The sequence below is a fragment of the Streptomyces sp. NBC_00287 genome (assembly GCF_036173105.1).
GTDB lineage: Bacteria > Actinomycetota > Actinomycetes > Streptomycetales > Streptomycetaceae > Streptomyces.
Genome location: NZ_CP108053.1, coordinates 2,932,838 through 2,953,160 on the forward strand (window position 1 = coordinate 2,932,838; position 20,323 = coordinate 2,953,160).

At 69.6% G+C, this 20,323-nt stretch carries 20 protein-coding genes; 12 read left to right on the top strand and 8 right to left on the bottom strand.

Going from position 1 to position 20,323, the window contains the following annotated elements:
* Nucleotides 1-93: 93 nt before the first annotated feature.
* Entirely contained in the window at nucleotides 94-513 is a 420-nt protein-coding gene (locus OHT76_RS13385; RefSeq protein WP_328871032.1) for an ATP-binding protein, read from the bottom strand.
* 73 nt (nucleotides 514-586) lie between these two features.
* Here OHT76_RS13385 and OHT76_RS13390 point away from each other — a divergent pair, with 73 nt between their 5' ends.
* On the top strand, nucleotides 587-1,414 hold the full coding sequence (locus OHT76_RS13390; RefSeq protein ID WP_328871033.1) for a helix-turn-helix domain-containing protein: 828 nt from the start codon (nucleotides 587-589) through the stop codon (nucleotides 1,412-1,414).
* On the top strand, nucleotides 1,395-1,577 hold the full coding sequence (locus OHT76_RS13395) for a DUF397 domain-containing protein (protein WP_328871034.1): 183 nt from the start codon (nucleotides 1,395-1,397) through the stop codon (nucleotides 1,575-1,577). Before OHT76_RS13390 ends, OHT76_RS13395 begins: the two co-directional genes overlap by 20 nt.
* Here the strand turns inward: OHT76_RS13395 and OHT76_RS13400 are convergent.
* Entirely contained in the window at nucleotides 1,561-2,730 is a 1,170-nt protein-coding gene (locus OHT76_RS13400) for a steroid 3-ketoacyl-CoA thiolase (RefSeq protein WP_328871035.1), read from the bottom strand. The two genes, OHT76_RS13395 and OHT76_RS13400, sit on opposite strands and share 17 nt — an antisense overlap.
* 215 nt (nucleotides 2,731-2,945) lie before the next feature.
* Between OHT76_RS13400 and OHT76_RS13405 the strand changes: the two genes are divergently transcribed.
* Entirely contained in the window at nucleotides 2,946-4,181 is a 1,236-nt protein-coding gene (locus OHT76_RS13405; RefSeq protein WP_328871036.1) for a cytochrome P450, read from the top strand.
* A 139-nt stretch (nucleotides 4,182-4,320) separates the two neighbouring features.
* Nucleotides 4,321-5,904, top strand: a complete 1,584-nt coding sequence (locus tag OHT76_RS13410; RefSeq protein ID WP_443049914.1) for a glycosyltransferase family 87 protein — start codon at nucleotides 4,321-4,323, stop codon at nucleotides 5,902-5,904.
* Here the strand turns inward: OHT76_RS13410 and OHT76_RS13415 are convergent.
* Nucleotides 5,867-7,906, bottom strand: a complete 2,040-nt coding sequence (locus OHT76_RS13415; protein ID WP_328871038.1) for a bifunctional glycosyltransferase 87/phosphatase PAP2 family protein — start codon at nucleotides 7,904-7,906, stop codon at nucleotides 5,867-5,869. The two genes, OHT76_RS13410 and OHT76_RS13415, sit on opposite strands and share 38 nt — an antisense overlap.
* A 273-nt stretch (nucleotides 7,907-8,179) precedes the next feature.
* Between OHT76_RS13415 and OHT76_RS13420 the strand changes: the two genes are divergently transcribed.
* Both OHT76_RS13420 and OHT76_RS13425 read left to right on the top strand, forming a co-directional pair.
* Nucleotides 8,180-9,283 (top strand): DUF2330 domain-containing protein, encoded by a 1,104-nt coding sequence (locus tag OHT76_RS13420; RefSeq protein ID WP_328871039.1) that lies wholly within the window; start codon nucleotides 8,180-8,182, stop codon nucleotides 9,281-9,283.
* Nucleotides 9,284-9,330: 47 nt separating this feature from the next.
* Nucleotides 9,331-10,002 (top strand): O-methyltransferase, encoded by a 672-nt coding sequence (locus OHT76_RS13425; protein WP_328871040.1) that lies wholly within the window; start codon nucleotides 9,331-9,333, stop codon nucleotides 10,000-10,002.
* A gap of 12 nt (nucleotides 10,003-10,014) precedes the next feature.
* Here OHT76_RS13425 and OHT76_RS13430 read toward each other — a convergent pair whose 3' ends face one another.
* Nucleotides 10,015-10,407 (bottom strand): hypothetical protein, encoded by a 393-nt coding sequence (locus OHT76_RS13430; protein WP_328871041.1) that lies wholly within the window; start codon nucleotides 10,405-10,407, stop codon nucleotides 10,015-10,017.
* A 91-nt stretch (nucleotides 10,408-10,498) separates the two neighbouring features.
* Between OHT76_RS13430 and OHT76_RS13435 the strand changes: the two genes are divergently transcribed.
* Nucleotides 10,499-10,918 carry a J-domain-containing protein gene (locus tag OHT76_RS13435; protein ID WP_328871042.1) on the top strand — a complete coding sequence of 140 codons (420 nt, stop codon included), beginning with the start codon at nucleotides 10,499-10,501 and terminating at the stop codon, nucleotides 10,916-10,918.
* On the opposite strand, the gene OHT76_RS13440 is transcribed toward OHT76_RS13435, so the two are convergent.
* Entirely contained in the window at nucleotides 10,907-11,188 is a 282-nt protein-coding gene (locus OHT76_RS13440; RefSeq protein ID WP_443049783.1) for a hypothetical protein, read from the bottom strand. The genes OHT76_RS13435 and OHT76_RS13440 overlap by 12 nt on opposite strands.
* 5 nt (nucleotides 11,189-11,193) lie before the next feature.
* Nucleotides 11,194-11,868 (bottom strand): hypothetical protein, encoded by a 675-nt coding sequence (locus OHT76_RS13445; RefSeq protein WP_328871043.1) that lies wholly within the window; start codon nucleotides 11,866-11,868, stop codon nucleotides 11,194-11,196.
* A 108-nt stretch (nucleotides 11,869-11,976) separates the two neighbouring features.
* Between OHT76_RS13445 and OHT76_RS13450 the strand changes: the two genes are divergently transcribed.
* Complete coding sequence (locus tag OHT76_RS13450; protein ID WP_328871044.1) at nucleotides 11,977-12,468, top strand: GNAT family N-acetyltransferase; 492 nt, start codon at nucleotides 11,977-11,979, stop codon at nucleotides 12,466-12,468.
* Here the strand turns inward: OHT76_RS13450 and OHT76_RS13455 are convergent.
* Complete coding sequence (locus tag OHT76_RS13455; protein ID WP_328871045.1) at nucleotides 12,461-14,497, bottom strand: MDR family MFS transporter; 2,037 nt, start codon at nucleotides 14,495-14,497, stop codon at nucleotides 12,461-12,463. The two genes, OHT76_RS13450 and OHT76_RS13455, sit on opposite strands and share 8 nt — an antisense overlap.
* A gap of 192 nt (nucleotides 14,498-14,689) precedes the next feature.
* On the opposite strand from OHT76_RS13455, the gene OHT76_RS13460 reads away from it, so the two are divergent.
* The 4 genes from OHT76_RS13460 (at nucleotide 14,690) to OHT76_RS13475 (ending at nucleotide 19,053) form a co-directional block, all read left to right on the top strand.
* Nucleotides 14,690-15,595, top strand: coding sequence for a peptidoglycan-binding domain-containing protein (locus tag OHT76_RS13460; RefSeq protein ID WP_328871046.1), 906 nt, complete (start codon nucleotides 14,690-14,692; stop codon nucleotides 15,593-15,595).
* Between the two features lie 195 nt (nucleotides 15,596-15,790).
* On the top strand, nucleotides 15,791-16,780 hold the full coding sequence (locus OHT76_RS13465) for an ABC transporter ATP-binding protein (RefSeq protein ID WP_328876521.1): 990 nt from the start codon (nucleotides 15,791-15,793) through the stop codon (nucleotides 16,778-16,780).
* Nucleotides 16,781-16,808: 28 nt separating this feature from the next.
* On the top strand, nucleotides 16,809-17,933 hold the full coding sequence (locus tag OHT76_RS13470; RefSeq protein ID WP_328871047.1) for an ABC transporter permease: 1,125 nt from the start codon (nucleotides 16,809-16,811) through the stop codon (nucleotides 17,931-17,933).
* A 10-nt stretch (nucleotides 17,934-17,943) separates the two neighbouring features.
* Nucleotides 17,944-19,053, top strand: coding sequence for an ABC transporter permease (locus OHT76_RS13475; RefSeq protein WP_328871048.1), 1,110 nt, complete (start codon nucleotides 17,944-17,946; stop codon nucleotides 19,051-19,053).
* A 423-nt stretch (nucleotides 19,054-19,476) separates the two neighbouring features.
* Here the strand turns inward: OHT76_RS13475 and OHT76_RS13480 are convergent, their stop codons facing one another.
* Nucleotides 19,477-20,145, bottom strand: a complete 669-nt coding sequence (locus tag OHT76_RS13480) for an HAD family hydrolase (protein ID WP_328876522.1) — start codon at nucleotides 20,143-20,145, stop codon at nucleotides 19,477-19,479.
* Nucleotides 20,146-20,323: the final 178 nt, after the last annotated feature.

Genomic DNA, 20,323 nt, shown 5'->3' on the forward strand with positions numbered 1-20,323 from the left:
GGTGGTGGGGGGATGGACGTGCGAACACCTGTGGCAACCAGGCGTCTCAGACTTTACGTGTACATCAGACTTAACGTGTACATGCCTTTTCGGTCAACACTTCCCAGACTCAAACCACACCGTCTTCCCACCCCCACCCCTCCGGTCCACCCCCCACTTGTCGGCCACCTCACACAGCAGCACCAACCCCCGCCCGCCCTCCGAGTCCAGCGGCAACCAGCCCTCCATACACGGGACTTCGGCACACCCGTCCGACACCTCCACCCGCACGCCGGCCCCCTGCCGCAGCACGAGTACCCGACAGCGACGGTCCGGGACATGGCGTACGACATTGGCGACCAGCTCGGTCACGCCCAGCGCCACGGCGTCGTACAGCTCCGGCAACTCCCAGTCCTCCAGCAGCGAGCGCACGATCCGGCGGATGTGTCGCGCGGAGTGCTCACCGACGGTGAGGTTCATGGCGTACTGAACCGCGTGTGGCGCGGCGAGAGTGGGGGGAATGTATTCATTCACGGTACGAGCGTGACCTCGCGCAACTACTTTGGGCTACAGGCCGGATACAACATGCTCTGGAGTGGGGCACTTCGTGACGCACGTCAACGTTCTGGATCCGGGGGCCTCGCCTCTCGACTACTACGGCTTCGAGTTACGGCGGTACCGAGAGGCCGCCGGCCTCACTCAGCGCCAGTTGGGTGACATCGTCAACTACACCGGGTCGCTGGTCGGTCAGATTGAGACCGCCCGGAAACTCCCGACACCGGAGTTCAGCGACCGCGCGGACGCGGCTCTGGGGACGGGCGGGTTACTGTCCCGGCTGGTCGTCCTGGTGATGCGCAGTCAACTTCCGGCCTGGTTTCAGCAGGTCGCCGAGCTCGAAGTACGGGCCGTCGAAATCTGCACGTTCCAGACGCACATGGTCCACGGTCTCCTCCAGACCAAGGGCTACGTCCGTGCAGTTCTCGGCGTACTCGACGAGACCAACCTCGACGACCGCACGGCGGTACGACTCGCCCGGCAGCGCATCTTCGAGAAGGAGGAGCCGCCGGTCTTCTGGATGATCCTCAGCGAGGCGGCGTTGCATCAGGAGATCGGCAGCCGGGAGGTCATGCGTGAGCAACTCGCTCACCTGCTGTCCTTCGAGAGCAACCCGCTCATCAACATCCAGGTGCTGCCGTTCACGGCCGGCGCACACGCGGGGCTCCAAGGCTCGTTCAACCTCTACCGCTTTCCCAGCGATCCGACCATCGTCTACACGGAGGGTTACGGCAGCGGGCATCCGACCGCCAACCCGGACACCGTCAAAGACTGCTCGCTCCGTTACGATCATCTTCAAGCCGCCGCGCTCTCCCTCAAGGACTCGGCGGAGCTGATCCGGCGCGTGATGGAGGACCGCTATGGAGAGCAACTGGCGTAAGTCGACGTACAGCGGTGACCAAGGTGGCGATTGCGTCGAGATCGCCGAAGTCACCAGCGCTGTCGCCATCCGTGACTCCAAGGTCCCGGCGGGACCGATCCTCACCCTCGATCCCGCCGCGTTCACCAGCTTCGTGAACTGGACCGCTACAACCGCTGAATGATCGTGCCGGTGGCCAACCCGCCACCGGCGCACATCGTCACCAGCGCGAACTCCTTATCAGAACGCTCCAGTTCATGCAGCGCCGTCGTGATCAACCGCGCCCCCGTCGCCCCCACCGGATGCCCCAGCGCGATCCCACCACCGTTCACGTTGACCTTCTCCAGGCTCTGCTGGAAGACCTGGGCCCAGCTCAACACCACGGACGCGAAGGCCTCGTTGATCTCGACGAGGTCGATGTCCTTCAGGGACATCCCCGCCTTGCCCAGCACCGCCTTCGTCGCGTCGATCGGCCCGTCGAGGTGGAAGTGCGGGTCGGCACCCACCAGCGCCTGCGCCACAATCCGCGCACGCGGACGAAGCTTCAGCGCCCGCGCCATCCGCTTGGACGCCCACATGATCGCCGCGGCGCCGTCGCTGATCTGCGACGAGTTGCCCGCCGTATGGACGGCCGTCGGCATGACCGGCTTCAGACGGGCCAGCGCCTCCATGGACGTATCGCGCAGCCCCTCGTCCCGGTCCACGAGCCGCCACATCCCCTGCCCGGCCCGCTGCTCGTCCTCGGTCGTCGGTACCTGCACCGCGAACGTCTCCCGCTTGAACCGCTCCTCGGCCCACGCCACGGCGGCCCGCTCCTGCGACACCAACCCCAGCGAGTCGACGTTCTCGCGCGTCAGCCCCCGATGACGCGCGATCCGCTCCGCCGCCTCGAACTGGTTGGGCAGGTCTACGTTCCACTCGTCCGGGAACGGCTTCCCGGGACCGTGCTTGGAGCCAGAGCCCAGCGGCACGCGGGACATCGCCTCGACGCCGCAGGAGATACCGACGTCGATGACCCCGGCCGCGATCATGTTCGCGGTCATGTGCGAGGCCTGCTGCGAGGAGCCGCACTGGCAGTCGACGGTCGTCGCCGCCGTCTCGTACGGCAGGCCCATCGTGAGCCAGGCCGTGCGCGCGGGGTTCATGGACTGCTCGCCGGCGTGGGTGACCGTACCGCCGACGATCTGCTCGACGCAGTCGGCGGGGATGCCGGTGCGGCCGAGGAGTTCACGGTAGGTCTCGCCCAGGAGGTAGGCGGGGTGCAGATTGGCTAGCGCTCCGCCGCGCTTGCCGATGGGGGTGCGGACGGCTTCGACGATCACGGGTTCGGCGGCCATGGGGGGCGGTCCTCTCGTCCAGAACCAGCAGACCTGACAACGAGACCTGCAACTAGATCCGACAACTAGTACGTGTTCTAGTTCTGTGTGCAGTCTGCTGATGTGACGCCCATCACCGCAAGGGTCTTGCAGTCTTCGGAGCCCGCCGTTACGTTGCGCGATAACTGATGGGCCGTCAGATCACCGCCCCGAGTTGGCCGATGGCTGGAGCCGCCATGCCCTGTCCAGCGCTTCCCGACGGGTTCGACTTCACCGACCCCGACCTCCTCCAACACCGCGTCCCCTTCCCGGAGTACGCCGAGCTGCGCCGGGCCGAACCGGTGCGCTGGATCCCGCAGCCGGACAATCTCGCCGGCTTCCAGGACGAGGGGTACTGGGCCGTCACCCGGCACGCGGACGTCAAGTACGTCTCCACGCACCCGGAGCTCTTCTCCTCCTGGGTCAACACCGCGATCATCCGCTTCAACGAGCACATCGAGCGCGACGCCATCGACGCGCAGCGGCTGATCCTGCTGAACATGGACCCGCCCGAGCACACCCGGGTCCGCCAGATCGTGCAGCGGGTCTTCACCCCGCGCGCGATACGGGCGTTGGAGGAGCGGCTGCGCAACCGGGCCCACTCGATCGTCACCGAGGCCCGCGCGAACCCCGGCCCCTTCGACTTCGTCACCCAGGTCGCCTGCGAACTGCCCCTCCAGGCCATCGCCGAGCTGATCGGCATCCCGCAGGACGACCGGGCCAAGATCTTCGACTGGTCCAACAAGATGATCTCGTACGACGATCCCGAGTACGCGATCACCGAGGAGGTCGGCGCCGAGTCGGCCACCGAGCTCATCGCCTACGCGATGAACATGGCCGCCGACCGCAAGCAGTGCCCGGCGAAGGACATCGTGACCACGCTGGTCGCCGCCGAGGACGAAGGCAACCTCGGCTCCGACGAGTTCGGCTTCTTCGTGCTGATGCTGGCCGTCGCGGGCAACGAGACCACCCGCAACGCCATCACCCACGGCATGCACGCCTTCCTCACCCACCCCGAGCAGTGGGAGCTGTACAAGAGGGAGCGGCCCGAGACGGCGGCCGAGGAGATCGTGCGCTGGGCGACCCCGGTCAACTCCTTCCAGCGCACCGCGACCCAGGACACGGAGCTGGGCGGCAAGCTGATCAAGAAGGGCGACCGGGTGGGCGTGTTCTACGCCTCCGCCAACCATGACCCCGAGGTCTTCGAGAACCCCGACGCCTTCGACATCACCCGCGATCCCAATCCCCACCTCGGCTTCGGCGGCGGAGGCCCGCACTACTGCCTCGGCAAGTCCCTGGCCGTCCTGGAGATCGACCTCATCTTCAACGCCATCGCCGACGCCATGCCCGACCTGCGCCTGGCGAGCGACCCGGACCGGCTGCGCTCGGCGTGGATCAACGGCGTGAAACACCTCCAGGTCGAGCTCGCCTGACAGACGTCGAGCCGGCCCCACAGACCCGGGGGAGGCAGGAGCACCTCATCCCCCCGCCCTGCCCCTGCCTCCCCCGAGGCCACCAATGAACGAATCCGTGCGGTTCGGCGTCTTCGATCGTGTGTCTGTCCCTGTCGAGATCGCCACCCGCCCGGACACGAGCACGCCCCCACCGTGGAAGCCGGGCTTCCGCCTCCCCCTCCTCGCCACCCTCCCCCTGCTCCCGCTCTACGCCGTGTGGTGGCTCGTCCTCGCCACCGGCGGCGGTGATCTCGCGGCCCAGGAGGCCTGGTCGGGCTTCGCCTCCCGGCACGGCGGCTCGGCCTACAACCTGTTCTGGTACGGCGGTATGCACACCGCCAACTACAGCCTGATCTCTCCGTACTTGATGGCCGCGCTCGGCGTGCGCACGGTCACCGTCCTCGCCGGGCTCGCCGCGTCCTGGCTGGCGGCCGTCCTGATCAGCCGTGCCGGTGTCCGAAGACCCCTCGGCCCGGCGCTGCTCGCCTCGCTCGCCCTGTGGTGCAACGTGGCCTCGGGCCGCACGACCTTCGCCCTCGGCGTCGCCTTCGGCCTGGCCGCCTGCCTTCTGCTCACCCGCGAGCGCCGGATCACCCTGGCGGTGGCGTACGCGGCACTGGCGACGATGGCCAGCCCGGTGGCGGGCCTGTTCCTGGTGGTCGTGGGCGCGGCTCTCCTGCTCGTACGGGACTGGGGGCGGGCGCTGGCCCTGCTCATACCCCCCGCTCTCGTCGTCGGCGCGACGACCCTCCTCTTCCCGTTCACCGGCGAGCAGTTGATGCCCCCGGCCCGCATCTGGCCGCCCGTCGTTCTCGGCCTCGCGGTCACCGCGCTGGCGCCGCGCACCTGGCGGGTCGCCCGGTGGAGCGGCGCGGTCTACGCGTCCGGGACTGTCCTGACGTATCTCATCCCCTCCCCCGTCGGCACGAACGTCGAGCGGTTCGCGGAACTCTTCGCCCCGGCCGTGCTGTTGGCGGCCCTGCTCAGTGCACCCGGGCTCCGAACAGCACGCCGGAATCTGCTCGTCGCCGCCCTTGTCTTCTCCGTCGCCTGGGTCGGCAAGAAGACCGCCGACGATCTGAAGGTCTCCACCGTGGTGCCCGCCTGGGCCGCCGAGACGCAGGGTGTCGTACGGGCCCTGGAGGGCCTCGGCGCCGACCGCACCCGGGTCGAGGTCGTCCCGGCCCGCAACCACCGCGAGGCCGTGGGACTCGCCCCGCACATCAACATGGCCCGCGGCTGGAACCGCCAGCTCGACATGGAACGCGCCCGCCTCTTCTACGACGGCACCTTCAACGCTGCCACTTACCGGGCCTGGCTGGACCGGTGGGCGGTCGGTCTGGTGGTCCAGCCGCTCGGCAAGCCCGACGGATACGCCGAGGCCGAGGCGCGGCTCATAAGCGAACAGCGGCCGGAGTGGCTGGAGCCCGTCTGGCAGGACGCCCACTGGCGGATCTACCGGGTGCGGGACGCCGTACCCCTCGTATCGCCGCCCGCGACCGTCGTGCGGTCCTCCGGCGCCGACCTCGTCGTCCACCTTCCGCGCCCGGGCTCGGTGACGGTGCGGGTGGCGTACTCGCGCTGGCTGCGGGCGGAGGGCGGATGCCTGTCCCCGCAGGGGGAGTTCACCCGCCTCACGGTGACCGCGCCCGGCGAGTACCGGATCAGCTCGGAGTACGGTCCTTCAACGGCTCGCTGCTGACCGCTTGGGCCGTCACCAGCCGGGCGCGCGGTCCCTGGAGCAGGTAGGTGATCCCGAAGCCGGCGCCGACGACGGCCGCGCCGCCCGCCGCGTCCAGCACCCAGTGGTTGCCGGTGACGACGATCGCGGTGAGCGTGAAGAAGGGATGCAGGAGCCCGAGGGCCTTCATCCACATCCTCGGCGCGACGATCGCGATGACCAGACCGCACCACAGCGACCAGCCGAAGTGCAGCGACGGCATCGCCGCGTACTGGTTGGTGAGCGCGGTGAGTGTGCCGTAGTCCGGCTTCGTGAAGTCCTGCACGCCGTGCACGGTGTCGATGATTCCGAAGCCCGGCATCAGGCGCGGCGGGGCCAGTGGGTAGAGCCAGAAGCCGACCAGGGCGAGCAGGGTGGCGAAGCCGAGGGCGGAGCGGGCCCAGCGGTAGTCGACCGGGCGGCGCCAGTACAGCAGGCCGAGGACGGTCAGCGGGACCACGAAGTGGAACGACGTGTAGTAGAAGTCGAAGAAGTTCCGCAGGAAGTCGACCTTCACCACGGCGTGGTTGAGCGCGTGCTCGATGTCCAGATGCAGAAAGCGCTCGAGGTCGAGGATCTGCTGCCCGTGCTCCTCGGCCCGCTCCCGGCCCGCGGAGTTGCTGCCTCCGGTCGCGGCGAGGCGGACCTTGGAGTAGGCGGCGTAGGTGACCCGGATAAGCAGCAGTTCCAGCAGCAGGTTCGGACGGGCCAGGACCCGGCGCAGGAACGGCACCAGCGGGACATGCTTGAAGCGCGTCGGGACGGGATCGGCGTACGGCGTCGGGATCGGCGACTGGTAGTACGGCGAGGTGCGCGAGAGGAACGGCACGAAGGTGGCGGCGGCGAGCGCGGCCAGCAGGACTACGTTGTCACGCAGCGGGTAGAGGGCCGCCATGTTCGGCAGCATCATCTTCGCCGGGAGCGTCATCACCAGGACGACGGCGACCGGCCAGACGTACCGGTCGGAGGCCTTCTTGCCGACCCGGCCGACGACCGCGAGCAGCACCCACAGCAGCTGGTGCTGCCAGGCGGTGGGCGAGGCGACGATGGCCGCGCAGCCGGTGATGGCGACCGCGAGCAGCAGCTGCCCGTCCCGGGCGTAGCGCACCGCCCGTCTGACCCCGAGCGCGGCCACGGCCGCGGCGAGCACGAGGAAGAGCCCGATCTCCAGCGGCCCGTCCAGGCCCAGCCGGAGCAGGGCGCCGTGCAGCGACTGGTTCGCGAGGTCGTCGGCGCGTCCACCGAGCCCGACGCCCGCCATGTGGTGCACCCAGTAGGTGTACGAGTCGTGCGGCATCGCGGCCCAGGCGAGCAGGGTCGCCGCGCCGAAGGAGGCCCCGGTGGCCGCGGCCGCCTGCTTGCGGCCGGTGAACCACAGCAGGGGCGCGAAGAGCAGCAGGGTGGGCTGGAGCGCCCCGGCGACACCGATCAGCACTCCGCTGGCCTTCTGCCCGCGTACGGCGAAACAGCCCAGCAGGACGAGCAGGACGGGGATGATGCTGGTCTGGCCGAGCCAGAAGCTGTTGCGCACCGGCAGCGACAGCATCAGCAGGCTGACCGCGACGGGCGCGGCGAGCAGCGAGGTCCTGCGGCTGACGGGCTGCGGCAGGGCTCTTGCCGCCACCAGACCGAGGGCGACGACCAGGAGCAGGGTGCCGAAGGTCCAGCCCCAGCCGAGCGCCTGCTCGGCGGATTTCGTCAGCGGCTTGAGGACAAGTCCCCCGAAGGGGGTGCCGGTGAACCGCGTCGAGTCGTAGAGGGAACCGTTCACATGCAGGACGCCGTTGGCACCGACCCAGGTCTCCAGATCCGTCAGCCGCTCCCCCCGGGGCGTGCTGAGGACGACGGCCACCTGTCGTACGGCGAGGACGGCGGCGAGCAGCCACAGTCCGATGCGGGCCGCGCGCAGGCGTGCCCTGGCCGTACCGACGGCCGTTGCTCCGAACGCATTCGCCGGTCGCCCGCTGTGCTCCGCATTCGCCACGCCTCGTCGGCCTCCCGCCCCGTCAGTCCCACGCGGCCCGCACGCGAGATCCCGTTACGAACCCTATGAGGCTCGCACCACCCCCGGAAGAGACGCAGGCAACCCCCGATTCACCTGACGTCCTCTCTCCTTTTGTCCGAATGACGATAGTCCCGAGCCGATTCCCTCGCCTCCGAGGGGCGCGAGATGGATCACAATGCGGACCGGTGAATACGGAACCGCCGCCTCGGCCGTAGCGTCTGAGCCCCGGCGGTACGGCGGAAGGCTTCTGTGGTGGGGTTCCTGCGGGATCGGGCACGCGCGCGTGTCGTCGCCGTCGTGCTGACCCTGCTGGCCGCGCAGATCGGCTCGCTGCTCGCCCCGGCCTACGCGTGCGGCTGCGGGGCGATGATTTCGGGGGCCGGGGAGCGGGTGGCCGTGGACCGGGAGGAGTCGCTGGTCCGGTGGGACGGGCGGCGGGAGCAGATCGTGATGCGGCTGACCGTCGGCGGGGACGCCGAGCGGGCCGCCTGGATCATGCCCGTGCCGAACCGGGCGACCGTACGGCTCGGCGATCCGGCCCTCTTCGACGCGCTGCACTCCATGACCGCGCCGGTGACCCGGGACCGGTACCACTTCTGGCCGCAGGACGGGGACTGGCCGCTGGTCACCGGCGATGACGAACGCCGGGGACCGCCACCCGGAGCGCGGGCAAAAGCGCCGGTCGACGTGGTGGGCCGGCAGCGGCTCGGCCCCTTCGACGTGGCCCGACTGACGGCCACCGACCCCGAGGCCCTGGACGGCTGGCTGGACACCAACGGCTTCGCCCTCCCGCCCCGCCTGGAGGGCGCCCTCAGGCCGTACGTGGAGCGCCGCTGGGAGTACGTGGCCGTACGCCTGACCCCCGAGTCCACCGGCGACCGACTCGTCGGCGACCTGGACCCCCTGCACCTCAGCTTCGCCGCCACCGAGCCGGTCTACCCGATGCGCCTGTCCCGCCTGGCGGAGACCCCGCAGTCCCTGGGCCTGTACGTCCTCGCCGGGCATCGGATGGAACCGGCGTCCCGGATCGGCGGTGAACGGCCCCGGGTGACGTACGCCGGACGGGTGAACGCGAGCTCCGGCCCGTTGACGGAGCTGGCGGCCGGGACGCCGTATCTGACGGCGATAGGCCAGGAGTTCCCGCACCCCGAGGCGATCTCGGCCGACCACGTCCTGCGGCAGGCGCCGACCGACGACCCCTTCCAGCAGGTGATCTACGAGGACCGGCTCCGGACGGTGGCGGGGATCCCGGCGTGGCTGCTGACGATCGCGGGCGCGCTCGCGGTGGGGATCGCGGCCGTGTCGATGTTCCTCGTCCGCCGCTCACGGCGGCCGGTGGGCGACTATATTCCTTAGCAACGCTACTTAGCCGCTCTAACTAGCCATATGAAAGGCACAGGTACATGAGCGAGTCGCAGCTCTGGGACGCCGTAGACGACTACTTCACCGCCCACCTCTCGCCGGACGACGAAGCGCTCCAGGCGACCTTGCGCGACAGCGAGGCGGCGGAACTCCCGTCCGTCGCGGTAACCGCCCCGCAGGGCAAGCTCCTCCACCTCCTGGCCGTGATCCAGGGCGCCCGGAACATCCTGGAGATCGGCACCCTCGGCGGCTACAGCACCATCTGGCTGGCCCGCGCCCTGCCGTCGGACGGACATCTGGTCTCCCTGGAGTACAGCCCGAAGCACGCCGAGGTGGCCACCCGCAACATCGCCCGGGCGGGCCTGGAGAAGGTGGTCGACGTCCGGGTGGGCCCGGCCCTGGAGTCCCTCCCCCACCTCGCCGACGAGAACCCGGCCCCCTTCGACCTGGTCTTCATCGACGCCGACAAGGCGAACAACCCGCACTACGTGGAGTGGGCCCTGAAGCTGACCAGCGCGGGCAGCCTGATCATCGTGGACAACGTGGTCCGGGGCGGCCGGGTCGCGGACGCGGCCGACACGGCGCCGGATGTGCGCGGGACGCGGGCGGCCATCGAGCTGATCGGCAGCCACCCGCGACTGAGCGGTACGGCGATCCAGACGGTGGGGAGCAAGGGGTACGACGGTTTCCTGCTGGCGCGGGTGCTGGCGTAGGAGTGTGCTCGGCTAAACCTCGTGGTAGAAGCCGACGTTGACGCTGCGCGGTGCCGTGCGGTCCCGGACGACGATCTCTCCGCTGCCGCCCCTGGGGAGGGGCACGGTGCCGCCGTACGCGAGGGGCTGGGCGTAGTCGCCGATCGTGAGCCGGACCTCGGAGGACGGGTCGGGCTGGGAGCCGCGCAGCCAGGTCACCTGCCAGGTGCCGTCCGGGCCGCACAGGAACTCCAGATGGACCCGGGAGATGAACAGCCAGTCGTCGGGTGTGGACAGCCGGCACACGGCCTTGTCGCGGCCCACGCGGAGCACGGCGCCCGGCTCGCTGGGCGCGTCGGCCATGAGCATGCCGGCCGTGGCACCCTCCTCCGCCGCGGTGACGGCGGCCATGGTGAGTTCGAGCACGTGCGCTCCTCTGAAATGTCCCTCGAAGTGTCCTTGTACAGCGGCCGCATGATAAATCGCCCGGCCCGACCGTGTCCGGCACAATGGACTCATGACCGAGCGAAAGCCACCCGGCGTCCCGTTCGAGTCCTGGGTGGACAAGCAGATCCGCGACGCGGAGAGACGCGGCGACTTCTCCCATCTCCCCGGCGCGGGACGGCCGTTGCCCCCGGGCACCGACACCACGTACGACGAACTGTGGTGGGTCAGACAGAAGATGGCCCGCGAAGGACTGTCCGTCCTGCCGCCGACGCTCGCGCTGCGCAAGGAGGCGGAGGACGCGCTGGAGGCGGCGCTGAAGGCGCCCACCGAGCGGCTGGTCCGGAAGATCATCACGGACATCAACACGAAGATCCGCGACATGATGTTCAAACCGCCACCGGGCCCCCCGCTCGGAAAGAAGCCGTACGACGTCGAGGACGTCGTACGGCAATGGCGTCAGGCCAGGCTGTCGGACCCGTCAGACGCGTAGCAGCCGGTCGGCCAGCTCGCGGTAGTCGCGCAGGGCGAGACGGAGCTGCTCGGTGTCGGAGGCCGACTCCTCGCCCTGCCAGGTGCCGCGCAGGGTGCGCCGGCGCTGGTTCAGGGCGTCGGTGAAGCGCGCGGTGATCTCCTCCAGCGCCTGGTCGGCTTCCTCGACGGAGGCGCGGGGCTCGTCCACGAATCCGGACATGGCGTGCTGGAGCCGGGTTTCGAGCTTGTCGTGCTCCTCGCTGGGGAGGAGAGGCGTGCCGTCGGTCATGTCACTCAGCTCCCCTTCGCGTGACGCCTGGTGATCGCCCACGGGGCGTGGCCCTGGCCACCGGAGGGCTTCGCCGGCTCTTCCGGAGCCGCCCGGTGAGGTTTGCTTCCCGCCGCCACGAGTTCCTCGAAGAGCAGCCGCGCCTCGATCATGGCCTCGCGCATCTCCTCGGTTCCGGCCCCGCCGGTCTGCCCGACGGCCGCCATCCCGGCACCCGCACCTGTGTGCGCGGCGCGGTGGACGCGCCGATAGCCGTCCACGTGGTCGGCGTGGTGGACGGAGAGCGCGGCGAGCTGCTCCTCGTACCGTCCGCCGTCCGGGAAGCCGCGGTCACCGGCCAGCTCGGCGAGCAGCCGGTCGGCCTCGCCGACGGCCTGCTGCGGCGAGTCGACGAAGTGCTCCTGGGCGGCCGCCCAGCGTGTCTCGTACTGCTGCCGCTGCGCGGGCTCCAGCGGGCGCTCCTGCAGCGAGCCGTGCCGCTGCACCCGCTCGGCGAGCTCCCGCTCGGCGGCCTTGGTGTCACCGTCATGCCGGGCCACGGCCCGGTCGTACTCGGGCCCGAAGCGCCGCTTGAGGCTCCGACCCCCCTGCCCGCCTCGGGCGCGCAGGAACAGGACGGCCGCGACGATGAGAACGGCCGCCACGATCACGATCAGAGCGATGATCAGACCTGTGGACATGAATGCCTTCCGGGGTTCTCGACCCAACCGGTCCTCCCTGCGAACCGGTACCGGGTCCGGGTAGCCCCGACGCGCCTCCTCAAACGGCATCGGACGACAATGGACGCCATGACCTGGACCGTCGCCCCGGAAGCCCCCGACTCCCCCGCCGCGACCGCGCTCTGGCGGGCGTACTACACGGAGGTCAGCGACCGCTACTACCTCCTGCACGAGGGACGCCGCACCGACCCGGCCGAGCTGGAGCGGGAGATCGCGGCGCAGAGCTGGGACGAACTCCGTCCGCCGAAGGGGCAGTTGCTGGTGGCGCGGTTCGCAGGTGAGGCGGGCGGGACGGCGGGCGTGCGGCTGCTGTCGGCCGAAACCGCCGAGCTGAAGCGGGTGTTCGTCCAGGAGTCCCTGCGCGGCAAGGGCGGCGCGCCGCTGCTCGTCCGGGCCGCCGAGGAGGCCGCCCGCGCGATGGGCGCCGCCCGCATGATCCTCGACACCCGGAGCGACCTGACGGAGGCCCGGGCCCTGTATGCGCGGCTCGGCTATACGGAGACCGAGCGGCACAACGACGAGGTCTACGCCGAGCACTGGTTCACGAAGGACCTCAACTGATCCTCGTGGGCGCCCCGTTGTGGGGCTGCTCGCGGTCCGAGCCGCACAGCTCGGCGTTGAGGTCCTTCACGAGCTGCGCCAGATCGGTCGGCCGGTCCGGACCCCACCAGTCCCCGAGCAGCTGCGCGAGGGAGTCCTCACGGGCCTGCGCCAGCCGGTCGGCGACCTCACGGCCCTGGTCGGTCAGGACGAGGTCGAGTCCTTCGCGGGTGGCGAGGCGGCGCTCCTCGACCTGGCGGGCGGCGGCGAGGATCACCGGGAGCGGGACGACACTGCGCTCGGCGAGCTGACCCGGCTCGACCCAGCCGTACTTCTTGATGCGCAGGAGCAGCCAACTCGCCCCGGGGAGCAGGTCGTAGCCCGCCCGCTCGGTGATCTCCTGATAGATCTCGCGGCGCCCCTCCCGGGTGCCCAGCACCGACAGCGCCCGGCACACCTCGTCGTACGACGACCGCTGCACCGGATTGCTGGCCAGCGTCTCGGTGACATCCGGCGCGGTGACCGACCCGCGCAGCTTGTCCTCCTTGAGGAACCAGGCCAGGACGAAGCCGAGGAGGGCGACGGGGGCGGCGTAGAGGAAGACGTCGGTGATGGAGGTGGCGTACGCGTCCACGGCCGACGACTGGAGCGCGGGCGGCAGTTCGGCGATGCCCCGCGGGTCGGCCTCCAGCGCGTCCGCCGAGACACCGGCGGGCAGTTCGGTGCCCCGGAAGGCGTCCGCGAGCTTGTCGCCGAGGCGGCTCGCGAAGACGGTGCCGAAGATGGCGACGCCGAAGGAGGCCCCGATGGACCGGAAGAAGGTCGCGCCGGAGGTGGCGACGCCGAGATCCTCGTAGGCCACGGCGTTCTGCACGATCAGCACCAGCACCTGCATGACGAGGCCGAGCCCGAGCCCGAAGACGAAGAAGAAGGTGCTCATGACGGCCGTGGAGCTGTCCGCGTCGAGCCGGTGGAGGAGCAGCAGCCCGAGGGTGGTCACACCGGTGCCGGCGATGGGGAACACCTTCCAGCGCCCGGTACGGCTGACGATCTGCCCGGAGACGGTGGACGCCAGCAGCAGGCCGAGCACCATCGGCAGCATGTGCACACCGGACACGGTTGGCGTCACGCCCTGGACGACCTGGAGGAAGGTCGGCAGATAGGTCATCGCGCCGAACATCGCGAACCCGACGATGAAGCTGATGACCGCGGCCAGGGTGAAGGTGCGGATCCGGAACAGCTTGAGCGGGAGGACGGGTTCGGCGGCCCGGCGCTCCACGGCCACGAAGGCGAAGGCGAGGACGACCCCGAGCACGGCGAGCGACACGATCTGCGCGGAACCCCAGCCCCAGGTGGTGCCCCCGAGCGAGGCGACGAGAACGAGACAGGTGGCGACGGAGGCGATGAGGAAAGTGCCGAGATAGTCGATGACATGGTGCTCGGTGCGGCGCGGGATGTGCAGCGCGGCGGCGATGACGGCGAGGGCGACGACACCGACCGGGAGGTTGATGTAGAACACCCAACGCCAGCTCAGATGCTGGGTGAAGAGCCCACCGAGAAGCGGCCCGAGCACGCTCGTGGCACCGAAGACGGCCCCGAACAACCCCTGATAACGCCCGCGTTCACGAGGCGAGACAAGATCCCCCACGATGGCCATGGACAGCACCATGAGCCCACCGCCCCCAAGCCCCTGAAGTGCCCGGAAGGCAATGAGCTGGGGCATGTCCTGAGCCATGCCACAGAGGGCGGACCCGATGAGGAAGATGACGATGGCGGACTGAAAAAGCCGCTTGCGCCCGTACTGATCACCGAGCTTGCCCCAAAGCGGGGTGGCGGCGGTGGAGGCCAGCAGATAAGCGGTAACAACCCACGACAGATGCTCCATCCCACCCAGATCACTGACGATGGTCGGCAGCGCGGTGGACACGATGGTCTGATCGAGTGCGGCGAGCAGCATCCCGAGCAGCAGGGCGCCGATCGGAACGAGGACGTTGCCCGGCACGTTCTCCCGGACAGCGGCGCCGTGCCGTGCGTGCGTATCCCCGGCCATACGGACCTCCTGAGGCCTCCCGAGGCGCGATTGCATCTTCCATCGTGGTCGGTGTGGCCGGTTATGGCCTGTTGAATCCGGTCTCATTCTCAAGGCGGGGGGCGTGTCTGCGACGACGTGAAGGAAATCTGCATAATCTCTGGAGTTCGCGAGGGGAGTCGCGAGGGGAGGGACGAGGGGAGGGACGAGCAAGTGACAGATCCGAAGGACCATGGGTGCCCGGAGTGCGGGGCGCCCAGGGGGACCGACAGCACCCCGTCCTGCGCCTGCACGGAACGAGCGTCCGAGGCCCTGCGCGACGCGCGCGAGGCACAGGCGGCAGCGGCGGAGGACTTCGATCCACTACGAATACGCCCGTACGTAGAGCTGGACGGCACGGCGGAGCTGGACCCGTCGTCGACCATGCCACTGAGCACGCCGTTGGCGCCGCCGGTTGTGGAGCCGAGCGCAACGGACATACACCTGTTCGAAGAAACGACCCCTCAGCCTGCGCAGGAGGAACGCGCACGAGGCCGAAGAGGGAAGGTGCTGCTACTGGGGGCGGCGGGAGCGGTAGTCGCCGTCGTAGCGGCAGCGGGAATGGCGAGCGGCCTGTTCTCGTACGAGTCCCCCACCCGCGACACAGCCCTGCCGGAGGCGGTACGGGCAAGCGTCCCGGACCCCACACCGAGCGAGCCGAAGCCGGCTCCCGAGTCCAAGTCCCCGACGCCTGCATCGGCGTCCCCGACACCATCGCCGACGAAGAGCGAGACCCCGTCCCCTTCGGCGTCAAGCGCAAGCCCGACCCCCTCGGGCACCCCGACCCCCACGCAAACCTCCACCCCGGCAAGGGCCTCAGACGCCCCACCCGCAGAAACGACCCCCGACCCCGATCCCCCGATCCTCCGCCGAGGCGACAAGGGCGCAGAAGTAACAGAACTCCAACTCCGCCTGCACCAGCTGTACCTCTACAACGGCGACATCAACGGCAACTTCAACGAGCAGGTGGAGAACGCCCTGAAGAACTATCAGTGGAGCCGCGGGGTGGGCGTCGACAACCTGGGCGTGTACGACACGGAGACCCGGGCGAGCCTGGAATCGGAGACGTCGGAGCCGTAGCCGCCCCGGGGCGAGGAGGCAGCCCGCCGCTCGCGCACGGCTCGTGCGCTGCTCGAACACCACTGCACGCCCGGGGGAATTGTGGGCTCCCCTTCTGAAAACCGCCCTATTTCCACTCCTGACAGGCCCCTAGATTTGATGAGCGGTTGGCTCCGCCAACAGACATCACGGGCTCAGGAGGAATCCTTGAACAGCGTGTCGACCACCCCACTGCCGCCGGCCACTCTCAAGGACACCGCCGTGGAGGTGAAGGGCGTCAACGTCGTCTTCCACCGGCGAGGTTCCGAGCCGTACCAGGCCGTCACGAACCTCAGCTTCACCATCCCCCAAGGAACGGTGTTCTGCCTCTTAGGCCCCAACGGGTCCGGGAAAACCACCACGATCAACGTGCTGAACGGCCTGCTCAGGCCGACCGGCGGCGAGGTCAGGGTGAGCGGGCTCGACCCGACCCGGGACCGCAGGGAACTGCTCCGCCGGATCGCCCTGGTCCCGCAGGAGACCGCGCTCTACAACGAGCTCACCGGGGCGGAGAACCTGGAGTTCCACGCCAAGTACTACGGCGTCGCCCCACGCGAGGTCCGGGACCGTATCGCGCACGTGCTCGAACTGGTCGGACTGACCGACCGGGCCACCCATCGCACCGGCACCTACTCCGGCGGTATGCAGCGGCGCCTTGCGCTGGCGCGCGCCCTGCTCACCGATCCCGAGGTGCTCTTCCTCGACGAGCCCACGCTGGGCGTGGACGTCCAGTCCCGGCAGGCGATCTGGGAGCGCATCGAGCAGCTGGCCGACGAGGGCAAGACCGTCCTGCTGACCACCAACTACATGGAGGAGGCGGACGCTCTCGGGCGCGAGGTGCACATCATCGACCACGGCGCGACCGTCGCGCACGGCACGCAGACCGAGCTCAAGGCGATGGTGCAGGGCAGCCGGGTGGTGCTCGAATTCGCCGCGCCGGAACGGGCCGAACGCGCCCGCGCCGTGCTCGACGCCGTCTCCCCCACCACCGTGCCCTCGGAGGGGTCCCTGAGCATCGCGGTCCCGCGGGGCGTCGAGACCGTCGCCTTCCTGCGCCAAGTGCTCGACGAGATCAACGCGGTGGGCGGCGTGACCGGCTTCCGCTTCAGCGAGCCGAGCCTGCAGGACGTCTTCCTGCACTTCACCGGCCGCGCGCTGCGCGACTGACGGATCCGAGCCAGAAGGGAGCCACGACATGCGATCCATCTGGGCCCTGGCCGGCAAGGACCTCACGGTCACCCGGCGCAGCCCCACATTCCTCGCGATCACCGTCCTGGTGCCGCTCGTCTTCGTCGGCCTGTACGCCCTGCTCGTGCAGGTATCCGCGACCAGCCCGGTCGCGATCGCCCAGGAGGGCACCGGCCCGCACAGCCAGCGGATGGTCCAGGTCCTCAAGGACATGTCCAGCGTCGACGGGGAGTTCTTCGAGATCCGGACCACCGACCCGGACGAGGCGCGGCGGATGTTCGACGACGGCGAGATCGGGGCCGTGCTGACGATCCCCGCCGATTTCGACCGGTCGGTCGAAGCCGGCCGGCCGGTCTCGGTGCCGCTCCAGGTCTTCAACATCAACTCCGACGGCACCAAAAACTTCCAGCTCCGGGCAGAGCACGCGGTGCGGCAGTTCGCCGCGGACGGGGGCGGCTCGCTGGCCACGGTGAAGGAGACTTCGGCCTTCTCCGAGGACATGCGGATCACCGTCTATCTGGGCACCGGCCTGCTGATGTTCGCCATCCTCTACGCCTCGATGGTGAACACCGGCACGCTGGTCGCCCGGGAGTGGGAGGAACGCACGGCCAAGCCGCTGGTCCTCTCCCCCGTCGGCAACGCGCCGTTCGTACTGGGCAAGTGGCTCGCGGCCGCCGTGCAGACGGTGGTCAGCATGGTCGGGGTGCTGCTCGGGCTGGCCTGGCTGCTCGACTATCCGGTGTCCGGCCTCGGCTGGAACAGCCTGCTCGCCATGGTCGTGCTCTTCGCCTACGGCGCCGGCTTCGGCGCCCTGATCGGCGTGGCCCTGCGCAAGTCGCTGCCGATGATCCCGATCTGCGTGGTGCTGGCGGTGACGCACTTCTTCGTCAGCGGCTACGAGTCGTATCTGCGGGGTTTCGCCCACGGCGGCGCGGTCGAAGGGCTGTGGCAGGCCACCCACTGGGCGCCGATGGGGCTGCTCACCGACCAGATGCGCTTCGAGGTCTCAGGGCTGAAGACCGTCTCGCTGGACTGGTCCGCGATGGGCTGGACCCTCGCCGCCGCGGCGGCGCTCACCACGCTCGCGGTGCTGCGGATGCGCCGGGCACTGTCGTTCAGCCAAGGCCAGTGAGGAGGTCGCCATGGAGAAGATCCGTGCCATCCGGGCAACCAATCAGCGCAACCTCCGGCTCCTGAGGCGCCGGCCGGACCTGCTGGCCCAGTCGGTGCTCATGCCCATCGTGATGCTGCTGCTCAGCGCGCTGATCTTCGGCGCGGGCGGGGACGACTGGCCGGTGGGCGTGACCGACCATGCGAAGACGGAGCAGTCGGCGGCGCTGGTGGACGCCATCGAGGAGAGCACCTCGACCATCACGCCCTACTTCCGGATCACCGAGACGGACGCGACCGAGGCGAAGGCGATGCTCGACGAGGGCCGGATGCAGCTCGTCATCGAGATCCCGCCCGACTTCGACCGGACCCGCCAGGTGGACATCACCACCTACAACATCAACAGCGACGCGACGAAGAACCTCCGGCTGCGGGTCGAGGACGCGCTGAACGCGTTCGACGCCGAGGCAGGCAACCTGGATGTCACCGTCGACCTGCGCACGGTCGAGCCGGAGGACATCCCGCGATCGGAATTCATCGCCGGCGGCCTGACGCTGCTCGCGCTGTTCTTCGGCGCGGCGCTGATCTCCGCGAATCTGTTCGCCGTGGAGCAGGAACAGCGCACCACCAAGGAGATGCTGCTCACCCCGGTCGGCGCGGGCACGGCGGCGCTGAGCTGCATGATCACAGGAACGGCGGTCGCGTTCCTCACGACCGTCCCGACGTACCTGACAGGCTGGCTGGCCTTCGGCCTGACCCCGTCGCCGTCGGCACTCCTCCTGGTGCTGATCTTCATGACCCCACTGATGCTGGCCTGCGCCGGCACGGGCGTCCTGCTCGCCCAGATGCTGCGCCAGCACCGCAGCATCCAGCCCCTGCTGATCCTGGTGGCCATCGCCACGTTCTTCACGGCGGGCGGCTTCGTCAGCGTCCCCGGCCTCCCCCCGGCGGCCCGCGCCTTCGCCGAGTGGTGGCCCTTCTCCCGCATCTTCGAGTGGAACAACCCGGTCCTGCACCGCTTCGCCGACAACTTCCCCACCCACCAATGGGCATGGGCCCTGGCAGCAGCCGCACTGGGCGCCCTGGCGGCCCTATGGGCAGCCCACAAGGAACGCTACGCAACACGCGCGGGCGGCCAGTAACGCCCGTGGATCCGGCCGGGTTGCATTCCTTGATCTCGGCGGGGGTTCGCCCCCCGACCCCGTTCGGTGCTGAAAGGGCCTCGTCCTCAGGCGCCGGGCGGGTTGGGGTTGTCTGGGCCGCGGGGCGCCGCCTGCGTGGGGGTTTGCCTGGGTCCTTGCCGTGGTGTGCGGTCTTGGTGGGGTCTCGTTCTTGAACGCCGGGCGGGCTGAGGTTTCGTTGGTTGCAGCCTCGGCGGGCTGACATTGTCTGACTCGCACCGCGGCGTATCGAGTCCCATGCCCGCCGAGCTCAAGGAACGCGACCCGGCCGAGTCCACGGGCACAGCCCAGGTCCGAGCGGCGCAGCCCTCTGCGTGGGTTGAAGGGGCGGCAGCCCCTGGGGATGGGACGGGTAGGGGCGGCGGGGGCGGAACAGCCGACCGATCAGCCCACGTGCAGACGGACCCCGCCGTCAAACCCCTCGACCCGGATCTCCATGAGGTCCCGGACCACCACATCCGGCCCGTGGAACGCGGCCCGCGCCCCGACACCGACGACCCGCATCCCCGCCGCACGCCCCGCCTCGATCCCGGCCCCCGAGTCCTCGAAGACGACGCACTCGGCAGGGTCGACACCGAGTTCCGCCGCCCCCTTCAAGAACCCCTCCGGATCCGGCTTGCTCGCACCGACCGACTCGGCGGTCACCCGAACGCCCGGCAGCGCAAGCCCCGCCGCGTTCATCCGCGCCGTCGACAGCGCAACATCCGCCGAGGTCACCAGCGCATGCGGCACCCCCAGCCGCACCAGCGACGCCAAGAACTCCGCCGCGCCCGGGATCGCGAAGACCCCGTCCATGTCCGCGGTCTCCTCCGCGAGCATCCGCGCATTCTCGGCATGGTTCTGCGCCATGGGCCGCCCGGGCAGCAGCAACGCCATCGACGCATACCCCTGCCGCCCATGGACGACCTTCATGACCTCGTCCCCGTCCAGCCCGTGCCGATCGGCCCAACGGCGCCAGATCCGCTCCACGACGGCATCAGAGTTGACGAGGGTGCCGTCCATGTCGAGCAGGAGGGCGCGGGCGGTGAGCACGGTCGTGGCCGTCATCGGCAGCTCCAAAGCGCACGGGGCGAAAACCCACGGGGCGGAAAACCAAGGTGGTCCCGCCCGCCGGTCAGGGAAAACGGGCGGGAGCCACTTTGTTCCCTCACGGTACAAAACCATTCCATGATCCCGCCACCACCCCCGGCAAACGTTCACGAACCGTTCAGCTCACACGAAGATCACCCGA